A 25601-nucleotide genomic window follows, 5' to 3' on the forward strand; every position below is an offset into this window, starting at 1 on the left:
CGCCAAGGAGCGGATGATATGGCCCACTTCTCCACACCCGATGCGCCGCGGTTCTCGGTCGAGGTCTACCAGAACGAGTACCTCCCCGAGGGAGGCCGCGAGGTGAACGCGATCATCACCGTCACCTCGGCCGGCGGCGGGGCCACGGCAGGGCAGCCGACACCCGCCCCCGCCCATGCCGGGTACGAGGACGCTCCCGGCGCGTACGACGGCGCGCCCGGCCGGGGCGGCTCACCCCGCGCGGCCGTGGTGATCATGGTGGACTGCTCCGGCTCCATGGACTATCCGCCGACGAAGATGCGCCACGCACGGGACGCGACCGCCGCCGCGATCGACACCGTGCGCGACGGCGTGGCCTTCTCCGTGGTGGCGGGCACCCACAAGGCGGTCGAGGTCTTCCCCGGAAACGGGCAGTTGGCCATCGCCGATCCGCTCACCCGCGCCCAGGCCAAGGAGGCGCTGCGGAGCCTGAGTCCGGGCGGCGGCACCGCGATCGGCACCTGGCTGCTCCAGGCCGACCTGCTGCTCGACTCCGCCGATGCCGCGATACGGCACGGCATCCTGCTCACCGACGGGCGTAACGAGCACGAGGAGCCGCAGCGGCTGAGAACCGTGCTCGACGCCTGCGCGGGCCGCTTCACCTGCGACGCCCGGGGCGTGGGCACGGACTGGGAGGTCGAGGAGGTCACCGGGATCGCCGCCGCCCTGCTCGGAACGGCGGACATCGTCGCCGACCCCGCCGGGCTCACCGCGGACTTCACGCGGATGATGGAGACGGCGATGGGCAAGGAGATCGCCGACGTCAGCCTCCGGCTGTGGACCCCCAAGGGCGCCGAGGTGGCGTATGTGAAACAGGTCGCACCGACGGTGGAGGATCTGACCGCCCGGCGCGTCGAGGCCGGTCCGCGCGCGGGCGACTACCCGACCGGGTCCTGGGGCGATGAGTCCCGCGACTACCACCTCTGTGTGAGGGTTCCGGCCGCCGAGGTCGGCCAGGAGATGCTCGCGGCCAGGATTTCCCTAATCCAGCCGGTGCCCGACGGGGTCGGCAGCCCGCCCAGTCCTCTGGCGCAGGGGCTGGTGCGCGCGGTGTGGACCGATGATCTGGTCGTCTCCACCGCGATGAATCCGCAGGTAGCGCACTATACGGGCCAGGCCGAACTGGCACAGGCCATCAAACAGGGTATGAATGCCCGCAAGTCCGGCGATGCCGAACAAGCGACCGCGAAGCTGGGGCGTGCCGTACAGCTGGCGGCCACATCGGGGAACGAAGACACGGCGAAACTGCTTGCGAAGGTGGTGGACGTGCTCGACGTGGCGGCAGGTACTGTGCGACTGAAGGCGAAGGTCGCGGAGGCGGACGAGATGACACTCGAAACGCGCTCCACCAAGACAGTTCGCGTCAAGAAGTAGCACATAACCAGCACTCACGTAGCTCTTCTCGGCAGAAACGCCAAGAACGCCACAGAGGGGGATCCGACATGCCGACCTGTCCCAACGGCCACCAATCGGCGGCCGACGACTGGTGCGAGGTGTGTGGGCACCGGATGTCGGGGACACCCATGCCCTCCGGCGCCGTCCCGCCACCTCCGCCCATGCCGAACGGCCCCGGTGTTCCCGTGCCACCGGGTGGCTACGGGAGTCCGGGGCCGGGCGGCCCACCGCCGCCCGGCGGCGCGGGCGGCTACGGCTATCCGGCACAGCAGCAGGAGCTGTGCCCGCAGTGCCGTACGCCACGTGAGGCGCAGGCCCCGTTCTGTGAGGAGTGCCGCTTCAACTTCCAGACGCACGCCCCGTCTCCGTACGGCCCGCCGCAGGGCGGTTACGCGCCGCCGCAGCAGCCGGGGCCGCCACAGCCCGGCCCCGGGGGGCCGCAGGGCCCGCACCCGACACAGGGCGGCGGTCAGCCCTCCGGCTTCGGCGGCGACAGCGACTGGACGCTTCCGCCGCCGCAGGGGGGCGCGCCGCACCAGGGCACGCCCCCGCACGGCGCCCCGCAGCAGGGCGCGCCGCAGCAGGGCGCCCCAGGCCACGGCGCTCCGCAGGCCCCGCAGGCCCCGCAGTACGGCTACGGCTACCCCCAGGCCCCGGCGCCCCCGGCCCAGCCGTACGGGAACGAGGGGTACGCCCCGCCGCCCCAGCAGCAGGTGCCGGGGCACCAGCCGCCGCCGCAACAGCACCCCGGTGCCCCGCCGCAGCAGCACCCGGGGGCCCCGCAGCAGCAGCACCCCGGCGGCGCCCAGTTCGGCCAGGGCGGAGCCCCGGCGCAGGCGCCCGGCAACTGGATAGCCGTCGTCGCCCCGGACCGTGAGTACTTCATGGCGATGATGAACCGCAGCGGCCCGGAGGCCGCCGGGCTGAACCTCCCGGCCTACTCCCCCGAGCAGCAGCTGCCGCTCAACGGCCAGCAGATCACCATCGGCCGGCGCCGCCACAGCACCGGTGAGGCCCCCGACATCGATCTCGGGCGGCCGCCCGAGGACCCGGGCGTCTCGCACCAGCACGCGCTCCTCGTCCAGCAGCCCGACGGCGTCTGGGCGGTCGTCGACCAGGACTCGACGAACGGCACGACGGTCAATGGCGGCGAGGAGCCGATCCAGCCGTTCGTACCGGTCCCGCTCCGGGACGGCGACCGCGTCCACGTCGGCGCCTGGACGACGATCACGGTGCGCCGGGGCTGAGGCCCCGGACGGGCTCGAGACGGCCGGGAGGGCCCAGCGGCCAGCCGTAGGCGCCCTCCGGGTCGTCCAGCCAGGCCCATTGGCGCTCGCCCCGCACCGTCACCCCGTAGCGCTCCCGCCCCGGTCTGCCCTCGTGCTCCCACAGCGCGAGGGCTTCGACCGGCTCCATATGGCCCGCGGCCACGTTCAGCAGGAAGCGGAAGGAGTCGTCCAGCAGCGGCCGGGACGGCAGCCCGTGAGTGGGCGCCTGAGGCGGCGGGCCGCTGCCGCGCAACGGGACGAAGTACGCGGGTATGGCCAGGAAGTGCCCCTCGGCATGACGGGCGTCGGCGACCCTCAGTGCGATCAGCCCGGTCGCGAGCGGCGTGAGAATCAGCGCGTCCGGCCGGCACTGACCGAGCCACGCGGACGGGATGGACGTCACGGCGCAGGTGGCGATGATCCGGTCGTAGGGAGCGTGCAGCGGACAGCCGCGCGCCCCGTCCCCTGTGACGACCGCGGGGCGGAATCCGGCCGCGGCCAGATGGTTGCGGGCGGCCTCGGTGATCTCCGGGTCGAGATCGAGGGTGGTGACGTGGGCGTCGCCGAGCCGATGGGCCAGCAGCGCGGCGTTGTAGCCGGTGCCCGCGCCGATCTCCAGCACCCGGTCCCCGTCCCGCACCTGGAGCGCCTGGAGCATCCGCGCCATCAGCGACGGCTGGCTGCTGGAGGTGATCAGCTCGCCGTCGCGCACCCGCGTGGCGAGCGGGGCGTCCGCGTAGGCGCCGGCCAGCCAGCGGGCCCGGCGCAGCGGGTGGGGGTCGTCGCGCCACAGCCGGGTATAGCCGACCGTCCCGTGCGCCGCACCCGCCTCCCCGGCTCCTGCCGCCCCTGTTGCCCCTTTTGCCCCCGCTACCCCTGCCGTCTTGGCGCCCGGCGGTGCGGTCGCGTCCCCCGCCTCGTAGTAGTAGGGCACGAACAGATGGCGTGGCACCTCCTCGAAGGCCGCCCGCCAGGCGGGGTCGGTGAGTCCGCCGCCCGCCACGACCTCCCGGACCAGCCCGGTCCGCAGCGCCGCCGCCTCCTCGGCGTATCCATCGGCCTCCCGGCCCGCAGGCTTCCGCCGCGCCATACGCTCCGCGGCGTCCGGCGCACTACGTGTGCTCCCGCCCGTGCTGCCCATGACTCCACTCTCCTGCGCCCGGCCCCCGGCCGCGACCCACGCCCCCTTTTCCAGACGGGGGCGTCTGAGAGCATGGAGGCGTGAAAGAGATTCCGCGAGGCACACTTCAGGAGCAGACCTTCTACGAGCAGGTCGGTGGCGAGCAGACCTTCCGGCGTCTGGTCCACCGCTTCTACCAGGGGGTCGCGGAGGACCCGGAGCTCCGGCCGATGTACCCCGAGGAGGACCTGGGACCGGCCGAGGAGCGGCTCGCACTCTTCCTGATGCAGTACTGGGGCGGCCCCCGCACCTACAGCGACAACCGCGGCCACCCCCGGCTCCGCATGCGCCACGCCCCCTTCACCGTGAACCGCGCCGCCCACGACGCCTGGCTGCGCCATATGCGCGACGCGGTGGACGAGCTGGAGCTGGCCCCGGAGCTCGAGCGCCAGCTGTGGCACTACCTCACCTACGCCGCCGCCTCCATGATCAACACAGAGGGCTGACCCGGCGGGTCGAGCTGGAGGGCCGCCCCGGAGGGCTGACATGGCGGACTGACCCCGCGGACTGGCCCGGCGGGCTCAGGCGGGCGTGACGGAAAGCCCGGACAGGCCGCCGGACAGGCCCTGCGTACGCACCGCGATCGAACCGTACGGTGTGCGCAGCCGCAGCCAGGCGCCCGCGGCGAGCAGCGCCATGGGCTCGGGCGCCGCGGTGGCCACGCCGCTCCCGTGGGCGGTGACGGCCGGTGCCGCCGCCCGGACCGGCCGCAGGAAGCCCAGCGACTGGGCGGCGTGCACGGCGCGCAGCGGGAGCCCGGTGTCGCCCAGGGTGCGGGACCAGATCTCATGGCCGATGCGGTCGCGCTCGGCGCGCGTACGCCGCTCCTCGGGGAGCGCCGCGTCACGGGCCCGGAACTCGGCGACGGCGGCGGTGACCGCGCCGCGCGCCTCGTTCACGCCCGGCAGCCCGTTCACCCGGCGCCAGCCGCCGCGCGGCGGCAGCACCCCGGCCCATGGCGGGCCGGTGACGGCCTGCGGCACGGTGACCACCAGGCCCCGGTCACCCCGGTCACGGCCCTCGGGTCCGTCGGCGGTCCGCGCGGCCCGCGCGGTGTCCAGCGCGTCCGCGAACTCGCCCGCCGAGACGGTCGTGTCCAGCGCGCCCGCCCCGGCCGACGTGTGCGGCGCGTCCGGTGCGGCCTCGGTGCCGACGATCGCCTCGAGCCGCGCCGTACGGATCGCGAGAACCTCGAAGGACGGCGGCCGGCCGAAGACGGCGAGCACGCCGCCGCCCGCTTGCAGCCGCACCGCCGCCGCCCGGTCGTAGTGGATCAGCCGGGCCAGGAAGGCGGCGAGATCGGCCGCCTCCCCGGCGTCGGAGAAGTGGAGCTCCTGGCTGGGGGCCGTCATACCGAGAGGGCCCCCTCCGCCTCCGCCCGCTCGGCGCCGGCGGCGGATCCGGCGGGCTTCGCAGACGCCTTGGACGCCTTCTTCGCGGCACCCTTCCTCACCGGGTCCGGCTCCAGGTACTCGGTCAGGAACCGCTCCTCTTCCGGGGTGACCCGGCGCGGGCGGCCCTGGTCGAGGTCGTAGGGCACGATGCGGGTGGTGGCACGCACATACAGGGCGTCCTCGTCCTTGATCTCATAGCGCAGGGTGAGATACGCGGCCTTGATCTCCGTCACCCAGGTCTCGATCGTCACCGGACGGTGCCGGTGGACCAGGGGCTTCAGATAGTCGATCTCGTGCCGGGCCACGACCACGCCACCGGTGAACGCGTCACTCCCGTTCCCCGGCGCCAGCCGCCACATGAAGTCGACCCGGGCCTCCTCCAGATAGCGGAGGAAGGTCACGTTGTTGACGTGGCCGAACGCGTCCATGTCGGACCAGCGCAGGGGACAGGGATAGATATGGCGTGCCATCCACTCAGCCCCGGGTCAGCTTCTTGTAGGTGGCGCGGTGCGGACGGGCCGCGTCCGGGCCGAGCCGTTCGACCTTGTTCTTCTCGTACGACTCGAAGTTGCCCTCGAACCAGAACCACTTGGAGTCGCCCTCGTACGCCAGGATGTGCGTGGCGACGCGGTCGAGGAACCAGCGGTCGTGGGAGACGACCACGGCGCAGCCGGGGAAGTCGAGCAGCGCGTTCTCCAGCGAGGAGAGGGTCTCCACGTCGAGGTCGTTGGTGGGCTCGTCGAGGAGCAGCAGATTGCCGCCCTGCTTGAGGGTGAGCGCGAGGTTGAGGCGGTTGCGCTCACCGCCCGAGAGCACCCCGGCCGGCTTCTGCTGGTCCGGGCCCTTGAAGCCGAAGGCGGAGACATAGGCGCGGGAGGGCATCTCGACCTGGCCGACGTTGATGTAGTCGAGCTCGTCGGAGACGACCGCCCACAGCGTCTTCTTGGGGTCGATGTTGGCGCGGCTCTGGTCGACGTAGGAGATCTTGACGGTCTCGCCGACCTTGATGCTGCCCGCGTCGGCGGTCTCCAGCCCCTGGATCATCTTGAACAGCGTGGTCTTACCGGCGCCGTTGGGGCCGATGACACCGACGATGCCGTTCCGCGGGAGGGTGAAGGAGAGGTCGTCGATCAGGACCTTCTCGCCGAACGCCTTGGAGAGGTTCTCCACCTCGACCACGACATTGCCCAGACGCGGGCCCGGCGGGATCTGGATCTCCTCGAAGTCCAGCTTCCGGGTCTTCTCGGCCTCGGCGGCCATCTCCTCGTAACGGGTCAGCCGGGCCCGGGACTTGGCCTGGCGGCCCTTGGCGTTGGAGCGGACCCAGTCCAGCTCTTCCTTGAGGCGCTTGGCGCGCTTGGCGTCCTTCTGGCCCTCGACCTTCAGCCGGGCCTGCTTCTTCTCCAGGTAGGTGGAGTAGTTGCCCTCGTAGCCGATGGCGCGGCCGCGGTCGAGCTCCAGGATCCACTCGGCGACGTTGTCCAGGAAGTACCGGTCGTGGGTGATGGCCACGACGGTGCCCGCGTACTTGGCGAGGTGCTGCTCCAGCCAGTTGACGGACTCGGCGTCGAGGTGGTTGGTGGGCTCGTCCAGCAGCAGCAGGTCGGGGGCCTCCAGCAGCAGCTTGCAGAGCGCGACACGGCGCTTCTCACCGCCGGAGAGGGTGGTGACCGGCCAGTCGCCGGGCGGGCAGCCGAGGGCGTCCATGGCCTGCTCGAGCTGGGCGTCCAGGTCCCAGGCGCCCGAGTGGTCCAGGTCCTCCTGAAGCTTGCCCATCTCCTCGAGCAGCTCATCGCTGTAGTCGGTCGCCATCTGCTCGGCGATCTCGTTGAAGCGGTCCAGCTTGCCCTTGGTGACCGCCACGCCGTCCTGGACGTTCTCCAGCACGGTCTTGGACTCGTCCAGCGGGGGCTCCTGGAGCAGGATGCCGACGCTGTAGCCGGGTGAGAGGAAGGCGTCACCATTGGACGGCTGCTCCAGGCCGGCCATGATCTTCAGCACCGTCGACTTACCGGCGCCGTTGGGGCCCACGACACCGATTTTCGCGCCGGGCAGAAAGCTCAGCGTCACATCGTCGAGGATCACCTTGTCGCCGTGCGCCTTGCGCGTCTTGCGCATGGTGTAGATGAACTCAGCCAAGAGAAACCGTCCGGCAATCTGGTAGGTATCGAGGTGCGGCTCCGCCGCGGGATCCGTATCCGTGGCGGGTCCACCGCGTGAGGGCAGATACAGCCATCTTGCCGTACAGCCCGCCCGAGGCGGAAACCCGTTTCGTCCGGCGTGCGGCATGGGTCCGGCATTCGCCGTCCCCCGGCGGCACGAAGGGCCGGAGCCTCCATGAGGCTCCGGCCCTCCATCACCGCGTTCTTCGACGATCACCACATCCGGTGACCGTCGCTTCACTCAGCGATCACTGCTGCCCTGGCGTCGCCGCCCTGGCGTTCACTCGCCCGCGGTCGCCTTCTTCTTGCGGACGAAGAAGATCGCGCCGCCGCCGACCACGACCAGCGCCACGGCGATGCCCGCGATCATCGGGGTGTTGCTGCTGCTACCGGTCTCGGCGAGGTCGCCACCGGAGGTGTCACCACCGGTGCTGCCACCGGCCGACGCGGGGCTCGGCTGCGAGGAGGGGGTGTCGCTGCCGCCGCCGCTGCTGGAGGTCTTGCAGTCGAGAACGCCGGAGAAGGTCTTCTCGAAGCCGTTCGGACCGGAGATGGTGAACTTGTAGCTCTGGTCCTCCTTCACCGGGGCGGTGACGGTCTTCGACTGACCCGCCTCGACGGTGTACTTCTGGCCCAGCAGCTCGAAGGTGAACGCCTCGTCGCCCTTGTTGGTGGCCGTGATGTCCACGCCGCCCTTGGCACAGTCCTTCTCGGCGGAGACCGCCGGGACAGCGCCCTTCTTCGCCCAGTTCGCGGTGGCGGTGGCGGAGACGGTGCTCTCGCTGGAGCCGGCCAGGATCTGGGTCTGGCTCTTGGTGGCGCTGGCGAACGCGCGGCCCACCGGAACCTTGGTGGCGGCCTGGGCGGTCAGCGTGGCGGAGCCGTCCGACGCGCCCTTCGGGACGTCGAAGTACACCTCGCCGCCGTCGGCGGCGCTGGTGATGGTCTTGCCGCTCTTGTCGACCAGCTTGACGCCGTCCGCGGACCCGGTGCCCGGGGCCAGGGTGACGCTGTCGGCGTTGGTGTGGACCTTGACCGGGCCGAGCCGCTCACCGGCCTTGCCGGAGACGGCCGGCGGGTCCAGGCTCAGCGACGCCTTGGGCTCCTGGAGGTTCTGCGCGCTCTTCTCCAGGTAGTCGGCCAGCTTCTCGGCCTGCGGGTCGGCCGCGTCCACCTTCGCGTTGTCGGAGAAGCGCCAGATGGCGACCTGCGTCCCCGCGGCGGCGGTCTTCTCGGTGAGGGGACCGGTGCCCGCCGTCTTCGCCAGTGCGCCGAGGTCGTTCACCTGCGGGTAGGAGTTCTGTAGAACCCAGTTGATCTTGCCCGCGTTGGGGTTGTTCGCCAGGGACGTCTCGGCCCAGGACTTCTCCTCGTACTTGGCCTTGCTCTGCGTCGGGTTGTGCAGATCAATGCAGTACGTCTGGATGGAACCGCCATTGTCGACCGACATCTCGAAGAGACCGGCGCCGACCTGCTGGTCCTTGCCGTTGTCGTGGATGACGGCCTTGTCGAACGTCTTGAGACCGCCCAGCGTGGCGGTCGCGCCGCCCTGGCTCGGGGGCGCGTCATCGGCGGCGGCGGTGCCTGCGGTGACTATCGCACCCGCAGCGACCAGGCCGGACGCCAGAACGGCGGCCGCAAGGCGGGCAGCGCCCCGCCTCCTTACAGAAATCATGGTTTCCCCTCCGGGCGAGCGCCAGTCAGTTGGTGCGCCTCGCCAGCGAACTCAAAACTCAGGAACCCCCGTTGGGCACGCAGGGATCCTAGGGAGAAAGGAACCGAACGTTCCCCGGTAATACCTAGACCCAACCGATCCGAATCGGAATCGTTATCTAATCTCCAGATCCCATATGACCTGGGATTATCGATAAATCTCCCGTGGTCGCGCCCACTCATGGGGAAGTTGCCCCGGTCGGCGCGTTTAGAAGCGGTTTGGCCTGTGAAACCCGGCGAAATGCGGATGTACCCCGCGTGAGATCGTGTCCGACCGCCACCGCGTCGATCTCCGCGGTGACCCAGCGCCTGGACTGATGCGTCCCGCCACCGGAATCCCCGCCCATGGCCGGAGGCACGGCCGCACCTCCCGCTCCCTCTCCCGCTCTCCCTTCTCCCTGAAGCGGCCGGTCCCTCTCCCGCTCTCGCTCCCGGTCCCATTCGCGCTCCCGCACCCGCAACGTCCCATGGACGACGAGAGGTTCACCGAGCGATACCGACCCGGCGACATTCGCGGCGAGCGACCGCCACGTCCAGACCGTGTAGAAACTCGTGTACGCGTCCGCCCACGCGTCCCGCCCCCGGTCCCAGCGGCGCACCGTCACCGCCAGCCGGAACCGGGCCACCGCGACACCCGCCGCCGTCTCCCAGAAGTCCGGCCGCGTCGCGGCATTCCCCACCACGGTCACCCAGCTCTCGTTCACCGGCCACGCCTCCCCCATCACTTCGCGGCTCTGCCTTGCCGCTCGTGGACCATGCTGCCCGGCATCACGAAACCCCGCCGGGGCCTGTGCACGACCCCGCGCTTGTGGACAACTCGGCCACCCGGACGAGTGACCGCCCGTCACACCCCGCCCGCCGCGACCACGTACTGCGCCCGTACCTCCCCGTACCGCGCCAGTTCCGTCTCCACCGGCTCCAGTACCCGTCTGCGCCCGCACTCGGCCGCCGCTTCCCGCAGGCGGGCCTCCACCGACCGGCCGTGGCGCCGGGCGGGGCCCCGCGCGGCCGCCCGGGAGCCCCATGCCAGCGTCGGGCCTACCGCCGCCCCGCCCATCACCAGCAGCGCCGGCAGCCACCACTCCGGCCCGCCGAACACCCCGGCCATGGCGCCCAACAGCCACAGCACCCCCGTCACCTGCACCAGCAGCACGGTCACCTGAGCCGTCGCCACCATCGACCACCACACGGGCCGGACCGGCCGCCGGTGCGCCGTCTCGGCCGCCACCGCCTCGTCCACCGCCTCCGCCAGCCCCCTGCCGCCCCATCCCGCCGCCTCCCGGACGGCCTGGGCCCATGGACCGGGCAGCCCGTCCGTCGCCTCGTCCCCGAGCGTCCGTACCGCCTCCTCCACCGCGGGGCGCGCCGTGACCGCCTCCACCGCCAGCGTGCGCGCCCGCGCGCCCGGGATCTCCGTCCACTCCCCGGCTCCGTGGGCTCGCGAGCCCCGAGAGCCCCCCGAGGCTCGGCCCTTCCTCCCCCGCAACCGCCCCCAGGGCGTTCCGCACGCCCGCTCCGCGTCCCTCAGCCAGGCGCGCTCGGCCGCCTTCCCGGCCGCGCCCGCGCCCGCCGCCTCGGCCAGCCGGTCCTCGAACTCCGCCCGCGCCCGCTCGGTGAGCCCGACCGGCCCGCTGTCCGCCACATACTGCGGCCGCAGCCGCGTCATGGTGCCGTCCACGTCCGCCGACAGCCGGCGCTCGGCGGCGCCGCACTCGGCCGTGAGCCGCGCGAGCGTCTCCCGGAGCTCCCCGACGCCCTCGCCGGTCAGCGCGGACAGGGCCAGCACGGCCGCTCCCGGCTCCCCGTGCTCCCCGAGCGCGAGCCCGTCCTCGTCCAGCAGCCGCCGCAGATCGTCCAGCACTTGGTCCGCGGCCTCGCCCGGGAGCCGGTCCACCTGGTTGAGCACGACGAAGGTCACCTCGGCGTATCCGGCCAGTGGCCGCAGATAGCGCTCATGGAGGACCGCGTCCGCGTACTTCTCGGGGTCCACCACCCACACCACCGCGTCCACGAGACCGAGCAGCCGGTCCACCCGCTCCCGGTGGCCCGGGGCGGCCGAGTCGTGGTCGGGCAGGTCGAGCAGGACCAGGCCGCGCAGCGCGGGGTCGTACGGATAGCCCGGGTTGCGCCGGTCCACCGCCGGGATGCCGAGCCGGTCCAGCAGGCCGTCGGCGTGGTCGGTCCAGGCGCAGGCGAGGGGCGTGGCGGTGGTCGGGCGGCGGATCCCGGTCTCGGAGAGTGGGGCTCCGGCGAGTGCGTTGAACAGTGTCGACTTACCGCTTCCGGTGGCCCCGGCGACGGCGACCACGGTGTGCCCGTAAGGATGCCGTCCCCGCGCGTCCGCCTCGTCGAGCACCCGCGCGGCCCCGGCGAGCGTGCGCCCCTCGAGCCGGGGCCGGGACAGCCCGACGAGCTGGCGCAGGGCCTCCAGACGGGGCCGCAGGGTGCCCGTGGCGAAGCTGCGGACGCCGGCCTGGTACACGGCGTACGGAGGGCCGCCGAAGGACCGTCGCCCGGTCTCCTCCTCCGGGAAGTAGCCCGCCGCGGCGCCGGGGATGTCCGGTGCGGCCTCCTCCGCCGCCCCCTGGTCCATCGCACGGGCCGGGCGGCCCGCGGCGCGCCCGGCGGCCCGGCGGTGCGCCCGCCGGGCGATCAGGCCGTCGTCCCAGGTGTGGCGGACCCCCGCCGCCCGGTCTCCCCCGCCGCCCCCGCCGCGCTCGTTGCCGCCGTTGCCCTCCATGGTCGTCACCTGCGGTCACCTCTCCTTCTGAAGTACGGACAGCGCGGCGATCAGCTCGACCTGGTGTTCCGGGGACATGTCCAGGGCGTCCAGAGGGGCGAGCCTGCGGTCGCGCTCCGCCCGCATGGCGCGGGTGACACAGCCGTCGAGCAGCCGCCCGCCGCGGTCGCCGAGACGCAGCGCCGCATGCGCGCCCAGGGTCTCGGCGAGCTTCTCGCCCGCCTTACGGGCGCGGCGTCCGCCCAGGAGGGACGCGGCGAGCAGGGCGGCGATCTCCTCGGGAACGCAGTTGCCCCCGTATTCGGCGATCCGGGCCCGGGCCTCCTCCTCGGCCAGCTCCTCGGCGCAGCGCCGCCAGTGCCGTACGGCCACGCCGATCCGCTCGGCGGCGCCGCGCGCGTCGCACGGGGCGAGTCCGACCCGCGCGGCCGGGTCCTGCCTCCCGGCCTCCGCGACCCGTTCGTCAGCCGTGGCGGCCGCACTGCGCAGCAGGGTGGCCAGGGAGTCGGTGAGAGCCGTAAGGAGCTCATCGGGGGCGCTGCCGTGCGGCAGCCCGTGCCAGTGGGTGAGCGCACCGCCCGCGAGCGGCGCCCCCTGCGCGATCTCGCGCCGCACCCGCTCCCCGGCCTCCCCGTACGCGCCCTCGACCCGCTGGATCAGCCGCACCGCGGCCGCGTGCTGCGCCGCCGCGGCCCCGGCCAGCGCGGGCATCCGGGCGCGCAGCGAGGCCAGCGTCCCGGCGGCCGTACGGGCGGCGGCGACGGTACGGGCGTACGGATCCTGTGCGTGCTGGGTGAGCCAGGCCCGCAGGGCGGCGACGGCGGTGGCCGGGAGCAGCCCCCTGCCACCGCCCGCGGATTCGGGGAGCTCGGGGATGGTGAAGCGCGGGACATCGCCGAGCCCGGCCGCCGTAAGGAGCCCGGCGTACTGCCGCGAGACCTCGGCGGCAAGCTGGTGCGGCACCCGGTCGAGGACGGTGACGAGGGTGACGTCGTACTCCTTGGCGGTACGCAGCAGATGCCAGGGGACGGCGTCGCCGTAACGGGTGGCGGTGGTGACGAGCACCCAGATGTCGGCGGCGCAGATCAGTTCCGCGGCCAGATCGCGGTTCCGCGCGACGAGCGAGTCGATGTCGGGCGCGTCGAGCAGGGCGAGCCCCCGCGCGAGCCCCGGGTCGGTCTCCACCCGCAGCGCCGCCGGCCCCTCCTGCGCCCGCCCCTCCTCGTCGTACGCGCTCTCCGCCCGCTCTCCCTGCGCCGGCACCCACACCCGGGTGAGCCGCGGCAGCACCCGCTGTCCGGCGAACCAGGGGTGATCGTCGGGGTGGCACACCAGCACCGGCGTACGCGTTGTGGGCCGCAACACACCTGCCTCGGTGACCCGTCGGCCGACCAGCGAATTGACCAGGGTGGACTTGCCCGCACCCGTCGATCCCCCGATTACCGCCAGGAGGGGCGCTTCGGGGGCGCGCAACCGGGGCACGAGGTAGTCGTCCAGTTGAGCGAGCAGCTCGGCACGGCTACGGCGAGCGCGGTCGGCGCCGGGAAGGGGGAGCGGAAACCGAACGGCGTCCACACGGTCACGCAGTGAGGTCAGCGCGTCGAGCAGCCGGGGCCGTACATCCAAGATCGCCACATGGTGAAGAATGCCCGCTTTTAGTGGCTTTTTGAAGCGTATGCTCACTCGTGCGCGTCAAAGAGACCCACCCGGATCACCCCAAAAGGAGCACGAGACAGACGTGACGACAGGGGCGCGGGCATAACGAGTGCACAACACCCGTTCCTTGAGGCGTGAAAAACGATGCAAGTTTCGGACCTGCCTGCGATTATCAGACCGCTTCACCGAACCTCCACAACGTGCCACGGAGGTGAAGCAACCGGGGCGAGGTGCAAGGAGCCCTATCCTTGTCCCGGCAAGGTCACGGTCCGTCGAGCCCGGCCACCCGCACCACGGCCGCCCGTCGGCCCCGCAGGCACCGGGGGCTCACCCGCTCCATGACCACCACCGGCCCCCGTAGCTCAGTGGATAGAGCAGGCGCCTTCTAAGCGCTTGGCCGCAGGTTCGAGTCCTGCCGGGGGCGCACTGGGCCCTCTCCTCTACGCACGTAGCGGAGGGGGTCTTCGCGCTGCTGAGAGCGCATAAGGCCACAGACACGCGGATGCGGTCGGGAACACCCCGGTCGTCGTTCTCGTGATTGAGCCGATCTCGGCTCGGGGGTCAGTCCCCGCGGCCCTCGGAGAGGGGCGGCCGGTCGGTGGTGGGGACCTCGTGGGGGACGACCTCGGGGTGGTGGAGGTCGAAGGCGGGGGATTCGGAGCGGATCTTCGGCAGGGTGAGGAAGTTGTGCCGGGGCGGGGGGCAGGAGGTGGCCCATTCCAGGGAGCGGCCCCATCCCCAGGGGTCGTCGAGCTCGACCCGCTTCCCGTACTTCCCGGTTTTCCACACGTTGTAGATGAACGGCAGCGTGGACAGGCCGAGGAGGAACGAGCCGATGGTGGAGACCGTGTTCAGCGTGGTGAAGCCGTCGGCCGCCAGATAGTCGACATAGCGACGCGGCATGCCGATGACGCCGAGCCAGTGGTGGACCAGGAAGGTGGTGTGAAAGCCGACGAACAGGGTCCAGAAGTGGATCTTGCCGAGGCGTTCGTCGAGCATCCTGCCGGTGAACTTGGGCCACCAGAAATAGAATCCGGCGAACATCGCGAAGACCACCGTGCCGAAGACCACGTAGTGGAAGTGGGCGACGACGAAATAGCTGTCGTGGACCTCGAAATCCAGCGGAGGCGAGGCCAGGATCACCCCGGTCAGCCCGCCGAAGAGGAAGGTGGCCAGGAAGCCGATGGCCCAGAGCATCGGCGTCTCGAAGGAGAGGGAGCCACGCCACATGGTGCCGACCCAGTTGAAGAACTTCACCCCGGTCGGCACCGCGATGAGGAACGTCATAAAGGAGAAGAACGGCAGGAGTACCGCTCCGGTGGCGAACATGTGGTGGGCCCACACCGTCGCGGAGAGACCGGTGATACCGATGGTGGCACCCACCAGACCCATATATCCGAAGACCACCTTGCGGGAGAACACCGGAATGATTTCGGTGATGATGCCGAAGAACGGCAGGGCGATGATGTAGACCTCGGGATGGCCGAAGAACCAGAAGAGGTGCTGCCACAGCACCGGACCGCCGTTGGCCCCCTCGAAGACGACCGCGCCGAATCTTCGGTCCGCCTCCAGCACCAGCAGGGCGGCCGCCAGGATGGGAAAGGCGAGCAGCACCAGGATCGACGTGAAGAGGATGTTCCAGGTGAAGATGGGCAGCCGGAACATCGTCATTCCCGGGGCGCGCATGCACACGACGGTCGTGATGAAGTTGACGGCGCCCAGGATCGTCCCGAAGCCGGAGAGGGCGAGGCCCATCACCCACATGTCGCCGCCCACGCCCGGCGTCCGTACCTTGCTGCTGAGCGGCGTATAGGCCGTCCAGCCGAAGTCCGCCGCGCCGCTGGGGGTGAGCAGACTGCCGATCACGATCAGCCCGCCGAAGAGGAAGAGCCAGTACGAGAGCATGTTCAGCCGGGGGAAGGCGACATCCGGGGCGCCGATCTGGAGCGGCATGATCTCGTTGGCGAATCCGGCGAATACCGGTGTGGCGAAGAACAGCAGCATCAGCGTGCCGTGCAGGGTGAAAGCCTGGTTGTACTGCTCCGGGCTGATCAATTGCAGTCCGGGCCGGGCGAGTTCGGCCCGCATGATCATGGCCAGAAGGCCGCCGATCAGAAAGAAACCGAACGCGGTCACCAAGTACAGGTGTCCGATTTTCTTGTGGTCCGTGGTGGTGAGCCAGTCGACCACGATGGTGCCGAGTTTGGTGGGTTCGGCGGGAGCTTCAAATTCGGGCTTGGTTGTCGTCGCCATGTCCGTGTCCGCTCCTCGGCCGTCTGCATGGGTGGGCGGCCGGCGGCACCGGCCGACGAATTCGTTGTATCGATTCGCCCACCATTACCCGAAGCGGAATGGCGATTCGGACCCGACTCGCCGTAGCGGCCGAGTCATTCACCGGAGTCCTGGGCGCGACTCACGGGCCGATCTGCGCCGCCATCGCCGGATTCCCGCGCTCACGACGATTGCCACGGCGCTCAGCAGCGCCGATCTCACCCGTCGCACACGTGACATCGGTTTCTCCCGTCCTCTGGGATGAGCCGCTGGGATCAGCCGCCCCGGATTCCGCGGGCCGACGCGAGTTACCCATGGCCGGAGGGCCCATTCAGAATAGCTGTCCGTGAGCGAATGAACACTGAGCCGGACCGTCGGGCACGTCGGCGGCCGGGACCGCGCCACCCTGGCCGGTTTTGCCACACCAGGACGCGTACATGGGAATCCCTTTACCTTCCCGTTCGTTCCACGCATGCCCCCCACGGAACTCAGGAACGAACGCCCCCCACGGGACAGAGAACGATCACAGTGACAGTGAAGGAGTGAACGCCGCGATGGTGTTCAAACGAGTGCTCGGCTCGCTCGGGGTCGGTGGGCCCGTCGTGGACACGATCCTGGACCGGGAGCCGGTGCGCCCCGGTGGGGTGGTGCGGGGGCATGTGCGGCTCCGGGGCGGAGGCAGCGCCTGCGACCTCGAGCACCTCGCGCTTGAGCTGGTCGCCGAGCTGGCCGCCGGGGTCGAGACCAGGTACGGCGGTGAGGAGCGCGAGGGCGGCGTGGTCTTCGACCGCCTCCGGCTCAGCGGCGGGTTCCGGCTCGACGCGAGAGAGCACAGAGACATTCCGTTCACCATCCACATACCGTGGGAAACGCCGCTCACCGAGATGTCCGGACAGCCGCTGGGTGTCGTCCTGGGCGTCCAGGTCGAGCTCGCGGCGGCCGGTGTGAGGGACCACGGCGATCCGGAGCCGCTGATCGTGCGCCCGCTGCCGGTCCAGGAGGCCGTGCTGGGGGCGCTGGGGCGGCTCGGCTTCGGCCTCGTCGCCGCCGATCTGCGGCTCGCCCATATCGCGGGCACCGGGCAGCGGCTCCCCTTCCACCAGGAGATCGAGCTCACCCCCGCCCCTCGGTACCTCCACGACGTGAACGAGATCACACTGACCCTTCTCGCCGGGCCCGACGGCATGGAAGTCGTCCTGGAGGCCGATAAGCGCGGCGGGGGCCCTGGCGCCCTGGCCCGCCACACCGTGCGCCATGAGGGCCTCGAACGGCGCGACTGGACCGGCCAGGTCGACTCCTGGATCCGGGCGCTCATCGAATCCCGCGCGACGCATACCGCCCGCGATGGCCGCCCCGGTGCGGCCATCGCGGGCAGCGCGGGCAGCGCGGGCAGCGCGGGCGTCACGGCCGGTACGGCGGCGGGCGGGGCCGTGGGCGGCAGCATGGTCGCGGCCGGGCTCGGCGACGCGTTAGGGAACTTAGCGGGGTTAGGCGATTTAGCGGGCTTAGGTGAGTTGGGTGAGTTGGGTGACTTGGGTGAGTTGGAAGGCTTAGAGGGCTTAGAGGACAGAAGAGACTTAAGGGGCTCAGGGGCCGAGGAGGGGGGCCGGGGCTGAGCCACGGAGCACCGGGGCTGAGCCGCGGAGGGACGCGGAGGGCCGGAGGGCCGCGGGTCCTCCCGCGGCCCTCCCCGTACGCACCGACCCGTACGCACCCGACCTATACGCACCGACGAACGGCTATGAGCGGCGCCCCACCGCGTCCGGGTCGTCCACCGCCCCTCGCGGCTCCTTCGCCGCACCACCGCCGCCGCCCTCGACCGCCGCGGCGACAGCGGGCTCGCGGCGCGCCGCCAGCCGGGCCGTGAACCGCCGGGCGACGGGCTCGGTCCAGCGGGCGGTGAGCGGGCCCAGGACGACCAGGATCAGGACGTAGGCCGTGGCCAGTGGGCCGAGCGACGGTTCGATACCAGCCGTGACGGCGAGCCCCGCGATGACGATCGAGAACTCGCCCCGGGCCACCAGCGTGCCGCCCGCCCGCCAGCGGCCCCGGGCCGAGATCCCGGCCCGCCGCGCCGCCCAGTAGCCGGTGGCGATCTTCGTACCGGCGGTGAGGACGGCCAGCGTCATGGCGGGCAGCAGCACCGGGGGAATGCTGGCCGGATCCGTGTGCAGGCCGAAGAAGACGAAGAACACGGCGGCGAACAGATCCCGCAGCGGGCTGAGCAGATGGTGCGTACCCTCGGCGACCTCCCCGGAGAGGGCGATGCCCACCAGGAACGCGCCGACGGCCGCCGACACCTGGAGCTGCTGTGCGATCCCCGCCACCAGCAGCGTCAGCCCGAGCACCACCAGCAGCAGCTTCTCGGGGTCGTCGCTGGAGACGAAGCGGGAGATGTGCCGCCCGTAGCGGACGGCCAGGAACAGCACCAGACCGGCCACGCCGAGGGCGATGGCCAGGGTGACGCTGCCCGCCGCCAGGCCCGCACCGGCCAGCAGGGCGGTGACGATCGGCAGATACACGGCCATCGCCAGGTCCTCGAGGACGAGGATGCTGAGGATCACCGGGGTCTCACGGTTGCCGAGCCGGCCCAGATCGCCGAGCACCTTGGCGATGACGCCGGAGGAGGAGATCCAGGTGACGCCGGCCAGCACGACGGCGGCCACCGGCCCCCACCCCAGCAGCAGGGCCATGACGGCGCCGGGCAGGGCGTTGAGCACCGCGTCGACGAGCCCGGCCGGGTACTGGGTCTTGAGATTGCTGACCAGGTCGCTGGCGGTGTACTCCAGCCCGAGCATCAGCAGCAGCAGGATGACGCCGATCTCGGCGCCGGTCGCGACGAACTCCTCGCTCGCCCCCAGCGGCAGCAGCCCGCCCTCGCCGAAGGCCAGTCCGGCCAGCAGATACAGCGGGATCGGGGAGAACTGGAACCGCCCGGCGAGCCGCCCCAGCAGCCCGAGGCTCAGGATGACCGCGCCGAACTCGATCAGAAAGACAGCGGACGAATGCATGGGCTCACTCCCGCCCGAGTATCGCCGCGGCCGTTTCCACACCCTCGCGGGTGCCGATCACGATCAGTTCGTCCCCACCGGCCAGCCGGAAGTCGGGGGTCGGGGAGGGGATCGCCTCCGCCCTGCGCAGGACGGCCACGATCGAGACACCGGTCTCCGTCCGCATCCGCGTCTCGCCCAGCACCCTCCCGTTCCAGTACGACGTGGACGACAGCTCGATCCGCTCGGCCACCAGCCCCAGCTCGGTGGTGGACAGCAGATTCGGGCTGTGATGACTTGGCATCAGGACCCCGATGAGCGCCTCCGCTTCCCCTGGGGTCAGCCTGGTGGACAGGGCACACTCATCGGGGTCCTCCTTCCGGTACGCACTCAGCGTCCGTCCGCCGTCGCGATGCGCGATGACCGAAAGCCGCCTGTTCTCTCGTGTCGTCAGGTCGTAGCGAACCCCGATGCCGGGCAATGGCGTACTGCTCATGCGCGGAGCGCCCACAATCATCCCTCTCGTCGCTCGATTCTTGTGCCACCCTAACGAATGGCAAAGAATTGGTAATGACGGCAGGTGCGCGAGGGTGCGATGGGACGATGCCGACCGCGTATGGGTGGGGTAGCCATCGATCTACGAAGAGGATGGTGCCCAGAGGAGGGGTGGTGCCCATGATCGAGTGGAGGCGGCTCAGCACCGGGATCAGGCCAGTCCCCGATCCGGTCGCCACTCCCGTCATCTGGGGCGGGGCCTTCCTGGGCGCGCTGGCGCTGGTGGCGACCCTGAACTTCCTGGGCGGCCACGGCCGCCCGATGTTCGCCCTGGTCGCGCTCTCGCTGCTGGCCGCGCTGCTGGGGCTGTGCGCGCGATTCGTCGCGGCGCCCGGTACGGCGGGGCTGTGCTGGCTGTTCCTCAACGGCTTCGCCATTCCGCCCGCGGGGCAGCTCTCCTGGGCGGGCGGCCGCGACGCCCGCTGGCTCGCCTGTCTCCTGGCGGCGGCCGTCGCGGGCACCGCGCTCGCCCGCATTGTCAACGCCCGGGCGGGATACCGTCGCATCAGCCCGCTCGGTCGCCGTCCGGGGTCGCCGGAGTGAGGTGACCGGTCCGCGAGAGGCGATGCGACCGGTCCACGGGGTGAAGTGGCCCGGTCCACGGTCGTAGGTCCCACGGCCGTGGGAAGGCCCGGCGCGCGGCCGATACCCCGCGGCGGGCCCGTCCCTAGGCTCGGGGCGCGGCCCGGCGATCACGGTGCCGTCGATGTGTTCCACGTGTTCCGCCACGACGAAGGAGGCGCCCATGCCCGCCGACGGTCAGAGCCACATCCGCATCGCCCGCCCCTCGCGCGATCTCGCGGCGGCGGAGCGCTTCTGGTGTACGGGGCTGGGCTTGAGCGTGGTGTACCGGGCCGAGGGCGGTGACCGGGCCGGGGAGCACGATCTGCTGATGGTGGGTTGGCCGGACGCCTCCTGGCATCTGGAGCTCGTCCACGAGGCGGCCCACCCCGTGGAGCCCCGGCCGACCGAGGAGGATCTGCTGGTGATCTACCTCGACGAACCAGTGCCCGAGGAACTGGTGGGCCGCCTCACCCAGCACGGCGGCACCCGTGTCACCTCCCCCAATCCGTACTGGAACGAATGGGGCGTCACCATCGAGGACCCGGACGGCTACCGCCTGGTGCTGTGCCGCCGCGGCTGGTCGAATTCCTGAGGTGCCGAGTTTCCCAGGGTCAGGCCCGGGGCCACCGGGGTCAGGCCCGGGGCCAAGGCCATCGCGCCGCAGGGTGTCCGGCGGACCACTCGGCGGAGCCGCGTATCGAGGCTTTCCCCTCCCCGCCCCTTCCCGCTACCAGGGGCTCCGCCCCTGGACCCCGGGGGCCGGTGGGCCGACCGTCGCCGCGGCCGGCCCCCCGGCCGGGGCGCCGACCGTGCCGCCCGCGGCACAGCCGGGGCCCAGGGCGGAGCCCCGCCGCGCAGCGGAGCCGCCCAGCCGAGCCGCGCGGCGGAGCCGCCCAGCCGAGCCGCGCGGCGGAGCCGCCCAGCCGAGCCGCGTCGCGGAGGCGCGTAGCCGAGCCGCGTAACCGAGCCGCCCAGCCCAGCCGCGCGGCGGAGCCGCCCACCCGAGCCGCGTCACGGAGGCGCGTAGCCGAGCCGCGTAGCCCAGCCGCCCAGCCCAGCCGCGTGGCGGAGGTGCCCACCCGAGCCGCGTCACGGAGGCGCGTAGCCGAGCCGCGTAGCGGAGCCGCCCGGCCGAGCCGCGTCGCGGAGGTGCCCAGCCCAGCCGCGTAGCCGAGCTGCCCAGCGAGGCCGCCCAGCCGAGCCGCGTCACGGAGGCGCCCAGCCGAGCCGCGTGGCCGAGCCGCGTCGCGGAGCCGCCCAGCCGAGCCGCGTAGCCGAGCCGCGTCGCGGAGCCGCCCGGCCGAGCCGCGTCGCGGAGGCGCCCAGCCCAGCCGCGTAGCCGAGCCGCCCAGCGAGGCCGCCCAGCCGAGCCGCGTCACGGAGGCGCCCAGCCGAGCCGCCTAGCCCAGCCGCCCAGCCCAGCCGCCTAGCGGAGCCGCCCAGCCCAGCCGCGTAGCCGAGCCGCCTAGCGGAGGCGCCTAACAGAGGCGCGTGGCCGAGGCGTGGGAAGGGGCGAAGCGTCGGGGCCGGGGGCTGGGGTGGAGCCCCAGTTGAGGGAAGGGGCGGGGAGGGGAGCAGCGCGCCGTAGGCGTCACGATCCGTCGGACAGGACACGACAGGACACCACTCGGCACCGCGGGACACCCCCCTAGTGCGGCATCGTCAGGACCGCCACTCCGTTGACGCGGTCGGCGGCGAGGTCGTCGAGGGCGGCGTCCGCCCGGTCGAAGGGGTACGGCGTGACCGTGGCGCCGATCCGGTGCTCGGCGGCCGCGGCGAGGAATTCGCGGCCGTCCTCCCGAGTGTTGGCGGTGACGCTGCGAACGGTGCGTTCGCGGAAGAGGTGCCGCTCGTAGTCGAGTGACGGGATGTCGGTGAGGTAGATCCCGGCGATGCTCAGTGTGCCGCCCGCGTCCAGGGACTCCAGGGCGACCGGGACCAGTTCGCCCACCGGGGCGAAGAGGATGGCGGCGTCGAGCGGCTCGGGCGGGCGGTCGTAGGCGTCGTTCGCGGAGGCGGCGCCGAGGTCCATGGCGAGCTCGCGGGCGGCGGGCGAGCGGGTCAGGACGTGGACGACGGCGCCCTGCGCGATGGCGACCTGGGCGGTGAGGTGCGCCGAGCCGCCGAAGCCGTAGATGCCGAGCCGGCCGCCCGGCGGGAGATCGGCCCGGCGCAGCGCGCGGTGGCCGATGATCCCGGCGCACAGCAGCGGGGCGAGCTCCTCGTCGCGGTATCCGGTGGGAAGCTCATAGGCGTAGGCCGCCGGTACGGTGACGTACTCGGCGTAGCCACCGTCCGCGTCCCAGCCGGTGTACTCGGAGAACGGGCACAGGTTCTCCTGGCCCCGGAGGCAGTAGCGGCAGCGGCCGCAGGTACTCCGCAGCCAGGGGACGCCGAGCCGGATCCCGGGGCCGGGGCCGTGCGCCCGCGAGCCCGCCGCGACGACCTCGCCGACCGCCTCGTGACCGGGGACGACGGGGCTGCGGTGCGGGGGCAGATCGCCGTCGCGGACATGCAGATCGGTGCGGCAGACGCCACAGGCCCGGACCCGGACCAGCAGCTCGTCCTCCGCCGGGCGCGGAACCGGCAGCTCCACCTGCTCGATCCGGCCCGGGGTGGGGACCACCCACGCCCGCATGGTCGCCGGAAGGTCGACGTTCGTGTCCGTCACCTCGCCAACGTAACGCCGTGAGCACCGTGGCGACCGTAAGGCACGCGTTACGGCCATACGGCGCCAAGAAGGGAAGAGATATGACCGGAAACTGCCAACCGCGTGCGGACGCGGTCAGGCCGAGGTGCCGTCCTTGGCGTTGATCAGGCCGAGGGGCCGTCCATCGCGTTGATCAGGCTCGTGGGGCGCATATCGGTCCAGTGCTCATTGACGTAGTCCAGGCACGCCTGGCGGTCGTCCTCGCCATGGGCGACCGTCCACCCCGCCGGGACCTCGGCGAAGGCGGGCCACAGCGAGTGCTGCCCCTCCTCGTTGACGAGCACGAGATAGCGGCCGTCGGGGTTCTCGAAGGGGTTGCTCATCGCTGGTCTCCTCGCTCACGGTCGGCGTCGACGAGCTTGACGGTACCGGCAGGGCCGGGGACCCGCCGAGGGGTTCCCGGGGGCCTGGGGAAAAGCCTGGGATACGGGAAATGGCACCTTCCTGACGGAATTCGGGGTTCCGGGGCGGTCCTCGCCTACGGTCCGCGGCATGGTCGCGTCCGCCAGAACCGAGCCCAGGGGCTCCATGGCCATGGAGCTCACCACCGGCGACCCCGCGCTCACGGCCCGGCTGGAACGCGGAATGGACGCCTCGGAGGAGTGGCTGCGCGCTCTCGCCGCCGAGGCCCAGGACCCTTGTGTCGCCGAAGTCGCCGGACATCTCTTCGGCCCCGGCGGCAAGCGGCTGCGCCCGCTGCTGGCGCTGGTGGGCGCGGAGTTCGGCGCGCGCGCCCCGGTCGGCGCCGCCCCATCCACCGCCGTGGAGGCCGCCGCCCTGGCCGAGCTGGTGCACGTCGCCTCGCTCTACCACGACGACGTCATGGACCAGGCCCGCACCCGGCGCGGAGTCCCCAGCGTCAACGCCCGCTGGGGCAACACCACCGCCGTCCTCGCGGGCAACTGGCTGCTGTCGAAGGCGGCCCAGCTCGCCGCGGAACTCGGCCCGGAGACCATACGGTTGCAGTCCAAGGTCACCAATCGGCTGATCATGGGCCAGATACGGGAACTCGTCGGCCCCTCGGACGACGACGATCCGCTCTCCCACTACTTCACGGTGGTGGCCGGGAAGTCGGCCGCGCTGATCGCCATGGCGCTACAGCTGGGTGCGGTCCGGACGGGCGCCCCGGAGCATGTCGTCCAGACGCTCGCCGAATACGGGGAACATCTGGGCATCGCGTTCCAGATATCCGACGACATCCTCGACATCACCTCCACCTCCGAGGTCTCCGGCAAGGAACAGGGCAAGGATCTCGCGATCGGGGTCGCCAGCCTCCCGGTGCTGCTGGCCCTGGCCGACGAGCGGCCGGAGGCGGGCGAGTTGCGCACCCTGCTGACCGCCGCCACCGCGGGCCCGGAGGGCGGCGGGCTGCCGAGGGCCGTCGCGCTGCTGCACCGCTGCGGGGCGCTGGCGGAGGCGCGCACGGTGATGCACGCCCGGCTGCTGCGCGCCCGGACCGCGGCGAACGGACTGCCGGACGGTCCGGCGACCCGGGTCCTGCACGCGCTGTGCGACTTCGTGGCGCGCCGGGATCACTGACGGGCTTCCTCCGTAAGGCGAGTAAGGCGCCCGTACGACGACCGTTACGCCCATGCGGCAACCGTAAGACGCCCGTACGGCGACCGTAAGGCGCACATCCCTCTCTCCTCGCCCTCCCCCTCGCCCTCCCCTTCGTCGGCCCCGGTCGGCCGGTGTCCGCGTCACGACGTAATCTGAGCCCTATGGGCAGCTCACGGTCAGATGTGGTGGACGAGCCCATCGACCCCGATACCGGCCCGGTCCCGCCCGTCCGGCACAGTCCGTGGCGAGGGCAGGGCCCCGTGGTGGGTGTGGTGGCGGTGGGCGGCGCGCTCGGGGCGACGGCCCGCTACGCGGCGTCGCTGCTGTGGCCGACCCCGTCCAGCGCCTTCCCTTGGACGATCCTGCTGGTCAACGTCCTCGGCTGCGCGATCATCGGCGTCTTCCTGGTGCTGATCACCGAGATGTGGACGGCCCACCGGCTGGTGCGGCCCTTCTTCGGCACCGGTGTGCTCGGTGGCTTCACCACCTTCTCGACGCACGCCGTGGACTTCACCCGGCTGATCCAGGACGGCCGTATCGCGATCGCCTTCGGCTATCTGCTGGGCACGCTCGTGGTGGCGATGACGGCCGTATGGGCGACCGTGGCGGCGACCCGGCGCGTCCTCGGCGCGTACGGCGGCGGCCCCGGCGGGAGGGCGGCCCGGTGACCGGCGAGCCCGCGCTGCGGCTGACCGTCTTCATCGGCGAGAACGACACCTGGCACCGCAAACCGCTGTCCGCCGAGATCGTGCACCGCGCCCATCGCGCGGGGCTCGCGGGGGCGAGCGTGTTCCGCGGTGTCGAGGGGTACGGCTCCACGTCCCTGATCCACACCTCGCGGCTGCTGTCGCTCGGCGAGGATCTGCCCATGGCCATCGTGATCATCGATACGGAGGAGCGAGTGCGGTCCTTCCTGCCCGAGCTGGAGGAGATCGTGGGTGACGGCCTCGTGGTGGTCGACCCGGTCGAGATCGTGCACCCCCGGCGGCGGGCCCGGTGAACTGGCTGCTGGTGATCGCGGGCGGGATGGTCGGCGCCCCACTGCGCTATCTGACCGACCGGGCGGTGCAGACACGGCACGACTCGGTGTTCCCGTGGGGCACGTTCCTGGTCAATATGGTGGGCTGTCTGGTGCTGGGCCTGCTGACCGGCGCGGCGACGGCGGGAGCGGCGTCCCAGCAGTTGCAACTGCTGCTGGGCACGGGGCTGTGCGGGGCGCTGACGACGTATTCGACGTTCTCGTACGAGACCCTGCGGCTGGCCGAGGAGGGCGCCCGGCTCTTCGCCGTGGCGAATGTGGGCCTGAGTCTGGTGGTCGGGGTGGGCGCCGCCTTCGCGGGTGTGGGGCTGGCCCACGCGATCTGGGGCTGATCACCAACGCCCGGCGGCCTTACCGCCCGCGAC

General features: G+C 71.9%; 23 protein-coding genes and 1 tRNA gene. 11 read left to right on the plus strand and 13 right to left on the minus strand.

The genetic code is table 11. The features are described from left to right. The first annotated feature begins 18 nt into the window (after window positions 1-18). Window positions 19-1413, plus strand: a complete 1395-nt coding sequence (locus ACJX2R_RS20260) for a vWA domain-containing protein (RefSeq protein WP_413101275.1) — start codon at window positions 19-21, stop codon at window positions 1411-1413. Window positions 1414-1481: 68 nt separating this feature from the next. After that, window positions 1482-2681, plus strand: coding sequence for an FHA domain-containing protein (locus ACJX2R_RS20265; protein WP_413101276.1), 1200 nt, complete (start codon window positions 1482-1484; stop codon window positions 2679-2681). On the opposite strand, the gene ACJX2R_RS20270 is transcribed toward ACJX2R_RS20265, so the two are convergent. Continuing rightward, a complete protein-coding gene (locus ACJX2R_RS20270) occupies window positions 2662-3792 on the minus strand; it encodes a methyltransferase domain-containing protein (RefSeq protein WP_413105908.1) in 1131 nt (376 codons plus the stop codon). The genes ACJX2R_RS20265 and ACJX2R_RS20270 overlap by 20 nt on opposite strands. A gap of 131 nt (window positions 3793-3923) precedes the next feature. On the opposite strand from ACJX2R_RS20270, the gene ACJX2R_RS20275 reads away from it, so the two are divergent. After that, window positions 3924-4328 (plus strand): globin, encoded by a 405-nt coding sequence (locus ACJX2R_RS20275; RefSeq protein WP_262699940.1) that lies wholly within the window; start codon window positions 3924-3926, stop codon window positions 4326-4328. A gap of 75 nt (window positions 4329-4403) precedes the next feature. Here ACJX2R_RS20275 and ACJX2R_RS20280 read toward each other — a convergent pair whose 3' ends face one another. The 7 genes from ACJX2R_RS20280 to ACJX2R_RS20310 all read right to left on the minus strand — a co-directional run bounded on the left by ACJX2R_RS20280 (window position 4404) and on the right by ACJX2R_RS20310 (window position 13517). Next, window positions 4404-5234, minus strand: coding sequence for a hypothetical protein (locus tag ACJX2R_RS20280; RefSeq protein ID WP_413101277.1), 831 nt, complete (start codon window positions 5232-5234; stop codon window positions 4404-4406). Next, window positions 5231-5746, minus strand: coding sequence for an acyl-CoA thioesterase (locus ACJX2R_RS20285; RefSeq protein ID WP_413101278.1), 516 nt, complete (start codon window positions 5744-5746; stop codon window positions 5231-5233). Before ACJX2R_RS20285 ends, ACJX2R_RS20280 begins: the two co-directional genes overlap by 4 nt. A 4-nt stretch (window positions 5747-5750) precedes the next feature. Beyond that, the gene (gene ettA / locus ACJX2R_RS20290; protein WP_413101279.1) at window positions 5751-7415 is read right to left on the minus strand and encodes an energy-dependent translational throttle protein EttA; all 1665 of its coding nucleotides are present in this window, start codon (window positions 7413-7415) and stop codon (window positions 5751-5753) included. Window positions 7416-7718: 303 nt separating this feature from the next. Continuing rightward, window positions 7719-9113, minus strand: coding sequence for a Cys-Gln thioester bond-forming surface protein (locus ACJX2R_RS20295; protein WP_262699936.1), 1395 nt, complete (start codon window positions 9111-9113; stop codon window positions 7719-7721). Window positions 9114-9330: 217 nt separating this feature from the next. Continuing rightward, the gene (locus ACJX2R_RS20300) at window positions 9331-9873 is read right to left on the minus strand and encodes a single-stranded DNA-binding protein (protein WP_413101280.1); all 543 of its coding nucleotides are present in this window, start codon (window positions 9871-9873) and stop codon (window positions 9331-9333) included. 122 nt (window positions 9874-9995) lie between these two features. Beyond that, window positions 9996-11891: a GTPase gene (locus ACJX2R_RS20305; RefSeq protein WP_413105909.1), complete on the minus strand. Its 1896-nt coding sequence runs from the start codon at window positions 11889-11891 to the stop codon at window positions 9996-9998. A 15-nt stretch (window positions 11892-11906) separates the two neighbouring features. Then, on the minus strand, window positions 11907-13517 hold the full coding sequence (locus ACJX2R_RS20310; protein ID WP_413105910.1) for a dynamin family protein: 1611 nt from the start codon (window positions 13515-13517) through the stop codon (window positions 11907-11909). A 381-nt stretch (window positions 13518-13898) separates the two neighbouring features. Between ACJX2R_RS20310 and ACJX2R_RS20315 the strand changes: the two genes are divergently transcribed. Continuing rightward, window positions 13899-13971: transfer RNA gene (locus tag ACJX2R_RS20315), tRNA-Arg, on the plus strand. Window positions 13972-14108: 137 nt separating this feature from the next. Here ACJX2R_RS20315 and ctaD read toward each other — a convergent pair. Beyond that, window positions 14109-15800, minus strand: a complete 1692-nt coding sequence (gene ctaD, locus ACJX2R_RS20320; RefSeq protein ID WP_413101281.1) for a cytochrome c oxidase subunit I — start codon at window positions 15798-15800, stop codon at window positions 14109-14111. Window positions 15801-16372: 572 nt separating this feature from the next. Here ctaD and ACJX2R_RS20325 point away from each other — a divergent pair. After that, complete coding sequence (locus ACJX2R_RS20325; RefSeq protein WP_413101282.1) at window positions 16373-17434, plus strand: sporulation protein; 1062 nt, start codon at window positions 16373-16375, stop codon at window positions 17432-17434. A 123-nt stretch (window positions 17435-17557) separates the two neighbouring features. Here the strand turns inward: ACJX2R_RS20325 and ACJX2R_RS20330 are convergent, their stop codons facing one another. Continuing rightward, window positions 17558-18829 carry a cation:proton antiporter gene (locus ACJX2R_RS20330; protein WP_413101283.1) on the minus strand — a complete coding sequence of 424 codons (1272 nt, stop codon included), beginning with the start codon at window positions 18827-18829 and terminating at the stop codon, window positions 17558-17560. Between the two features lie 4 nt (window positions 18830-18833). Continuing rightward, entirely contained in the window at window positions 18834-19304 is a 471-nt protein-coding gene (locus tag ACJX2R_RS20335; protein ID WP_413101284.1) for a cation:proton antiporter regulatory subunit, read from the minus strand. 179 nt (window positions 19305-19483) lie between these two features. Here ACJX2R_RS20335 and ACJX2R_RS20340 point away from each other — a divergent pair, with 179 nt between their 5' ends. Both ACJX2R_RS20340 and ACJX2R_RS20345 read left to right on the plus strand, forming a co-directional pair. Then, window positions 19484-19906 carry a hypothetical protein gene (locus ACJX2R_RS20340; RefSeq protein ID WP_413101285.1) on the plus strand — a complete coding sequence of 141 codons (423 nt, stop codon included), beginning with the start codon at window positions 19484-19486 and terminating at the stop codon, window positions 19904-19906. Between the two features lie 202 nt (window positions 19907-20108). Next, window positions 20109-20519 (plus strand): VOC family protein, encoded by a 411-nt coding sequence (locus tag ACJX2R_RS20345; RefSeq protein WP_413101286.1) that lies wholly within the window; start codon window positions 20109-20111, stop codon window positions 20517-20519. A 1056-nt stretch (window positions 20520-21575) separates the two neighbouring features. On the opposite strand, the gene ACJX2R_RS20350 is transcribed toward ACJX2R_RS20345, so the two are convergent. Beyond that, window positions 21576-22565: a zinc-binding alcohol dehydrogenase family protein gene (locus tag ACJX2R_RS20350; protein ID WP_262700133.1), complete on the minus strand. Its 990-nt coding sequence runs from the start codon at window positions 22563-22565 to the stop codon at window positions 21576-21578. Window positions 22566-22741: 176 nt separating this feature from the next. Continuing rightward, complete coding sequence (locus ACJX2R_RS20355) at window positions 22742-22960, minus strand: MbtH family protein (protein ID WP_413101287.1); 219 nt, start codon at window positions 22958-22960, stop codon at window positions 22742-22744. A 169-nt stretch (window positions 22961-23129) separates the two neighbouring features. Here ACJX2R_RS20355 and ACJX2R_RS20360 point away from each other — a divergent pair, with 169 nt between their 5' ends. The 4 genes from ACJX2R_RS20360 to crcB (ACJX2R_RS20375) all read left to right on the plus strand — a co-directional run bounded on the left by ACJX2R_RS20360 (window position 23130) and on the right by crcB (ACJX2R_RS20375) (window position 25568). Next, the gene (locus tag ACJX2R_RS20360; RefSeq protein ID WP_413101288.1) at window positions 23130-24176 is read left to right on the plus strand and encodes a polyprenyl synthetase family protein; all 1047 of its coding nucleotides are present in this window, start codon (window positions 23130-23132) and stop codon (window positions 24174-24176) included. 182 nt (window positions 24177-24358) lie between these two features. Further along, a complete protein-coding gene (gene crcB / locus ACJX2R_RS20365; RefSeq protein ID WP_413101289.1) occupies window positions 24359-24865 on the plus strand; it encodes a fluoride efflux transporter CrcB in 507 nt (168 codons plus the stop codon). Next, a complete protein-coding gene (locus tag ACJX2R_RS20370) occupies window positions 24862-25197 on the plus strand; it encodes a DUF190 domain-containing protein (protein WP_413101290.1) in 336 nt (111 codons plus the stop codon). Before crcB (ACJX2R_RS20365) ends, ACJX2R_RS20370 begins: the two co-directional genes overlap by 4 nt. Further along, window positions 25194-25568: a fluoride efflux transporter CrcB gene (gene crcB, locus ACJX2R_RS20375; RefSeq protein ID WP_413101291.1), complete on the plus strand. Its 375-nt coding sequence runs from the start codon at window positions 25194-25196 to the stop codon at window positions 25566-25568. The genes ACJX2R_RS20370 and crcB (ACJX2R_RS20375) overlap by 4 nt, the downstream gene beginning before the upstream one ends. The last annotated feature ends 33 nt before the right edge of the window (window positions 25569-25601 follow it).

The organism is Streptomyces sp. Inha503 (assembly GCF_047215865.1).
Taxonomy (GTDB): Bacteria; Actinomycetota; Actinomycetes; order Streptomycetales; family Streptomycetaceae; genus Streptomyces; species Streptomyces lycopersici.

Excerpts from the sequence above, each read along its gene's own strand:
- ACJX2R_RS20260 (WP_413101275.1), top strand. The coding sequence starts at position 19 with ATGGCCCACTTCTCCACACCCGATGCGCCGCGGTTCTCGGTCGAGGTC.
- ACJX2R_RS20265 (WP_413101276.1), top strand. The coding sequence starts at position 1,482 with ATGCCGACCTGTCCCAACGGCCACCAATCGGCGGCCGACGACTGGTGC.
- ACJX2R_RS20270 (WP_413105908.1), bottom strand. The coding sequence starts at position 3,792 with ATGGCGCGGCGGAAGCCTGCGGGCCGGGAGGCCGATGGATACGCCGAG.
- ACJX2R_RS20280 (WP_413101277.1), bottom strand. The coding sequence starts at position 5,234 with ATGACGGCCCCCAGCCAGGAGCTCCACTTCTCCGACGCCGGGGAGGCG.
- ACJX2R_RS20285 (WP_413101278.1), bottom strand. The coding sequence starts at position 5,746 with ATGGCACGCCATATCTATCCCTGTCCCCTGCGCTGGTCCGACATGGAC.
- ACJX2R_RS20295 (WP_262699936.1), bottom strand. The coding sequence starts at position 9,113 with ATGATTTCTGTAAGGAGGCGGGGCGCTGCCCGCCTTGCGGCCGCCGTT.
- ACJX2R_RS20300 (WP_413101280.1), bottom strand. The coding sequence starts at position 9,873 with ATGGGGGAGGCGTGGCCGGTGAACGAGAGCTGGGTGACCGTGGTGGGG.
- ACJX2R_RS20305 (WP_413105909.1), bottom strand. The coding sequence starts at position 11,891 with ATGGAGGGCAACGGCGGCAACGAGCGCGGCGGGGGCGGCGGGGGAGAC.
- ctaD (WP_413101281.1), bottom strand. The coding sequence starts at position 15,800 with ATGGCGACGACAACCAAGCCCGAATTTGAAGCTCCCGCCGAACCCACC.
- ACJX2R_RS20325 (WP_413101282.1), top strand. The coding sequence starts at position 16,373 with ATGGTGTTCAAACGAGTGCTCGGCTCGCTCGGGGTCGGTGGGCCCGTC.
- ACJX2R_RS20330 (WP_413101283.1), bottom strand. The coding sequence starts at position 18,829 with ATGCATTCGTCCGCTGTCTTTCTGATCGAGTTCGGCGCGGTCATCCTG.
- ACJX2R_RS20335 (WP_413101284.1), bottom strand. The coding sequence starts at position 19,304 with ATGAGCAGTACGCCATTGCCCGGCATCGGGGTTCGCTACGACCTGACG.
- ACJX2R_RS20340 (WP_413101285.1), top strand. The coding sequence starts at position 19,484 with ATGATCGAGTGGAGGCGGCTCAGCACCGGGATCAGGCCAGTCCCCGAT.
- ACJX2R_RS20345 (WP_413101286.1), top strand. The coding sequence starts at position 20,109 with ATGCCCGCCGACGGTCAGAGCCACATCCGCATCGCCCGCCCCTCGCGC.
- ACJX2R_RS20350 (WP_262700133.1), bottom strand. The coding sequence starts at position 22,565 with ATGCGGGCGTGGGTGGTCCCCACCCCGGGCCGGATCGAGCAGGTGGAG.
- ACJX2R_RS20355 (WP_413101287.1), bottom strand. The coding sequence starts at position 22,960 with ATGAGCAACCCCTTCGAGAACCCCGACGGCCGCTATCTCGTGCTCGTC.
- ACJX2R_RS20360 (WP_413101288.1), top strand. The coding sequence starts at position 23,130 with ATGGTCGCGTCCGCCAGAACCGAGCCCAGGGGCTCCATGGCCATGGAG.
- crcB (WP_413101289.1), top strand. The coding sequence starts at position 24,359 with ATGGGCAGCTCACGGTCAGATGTGGTGGACGAGCCCATCGACCCCGAT.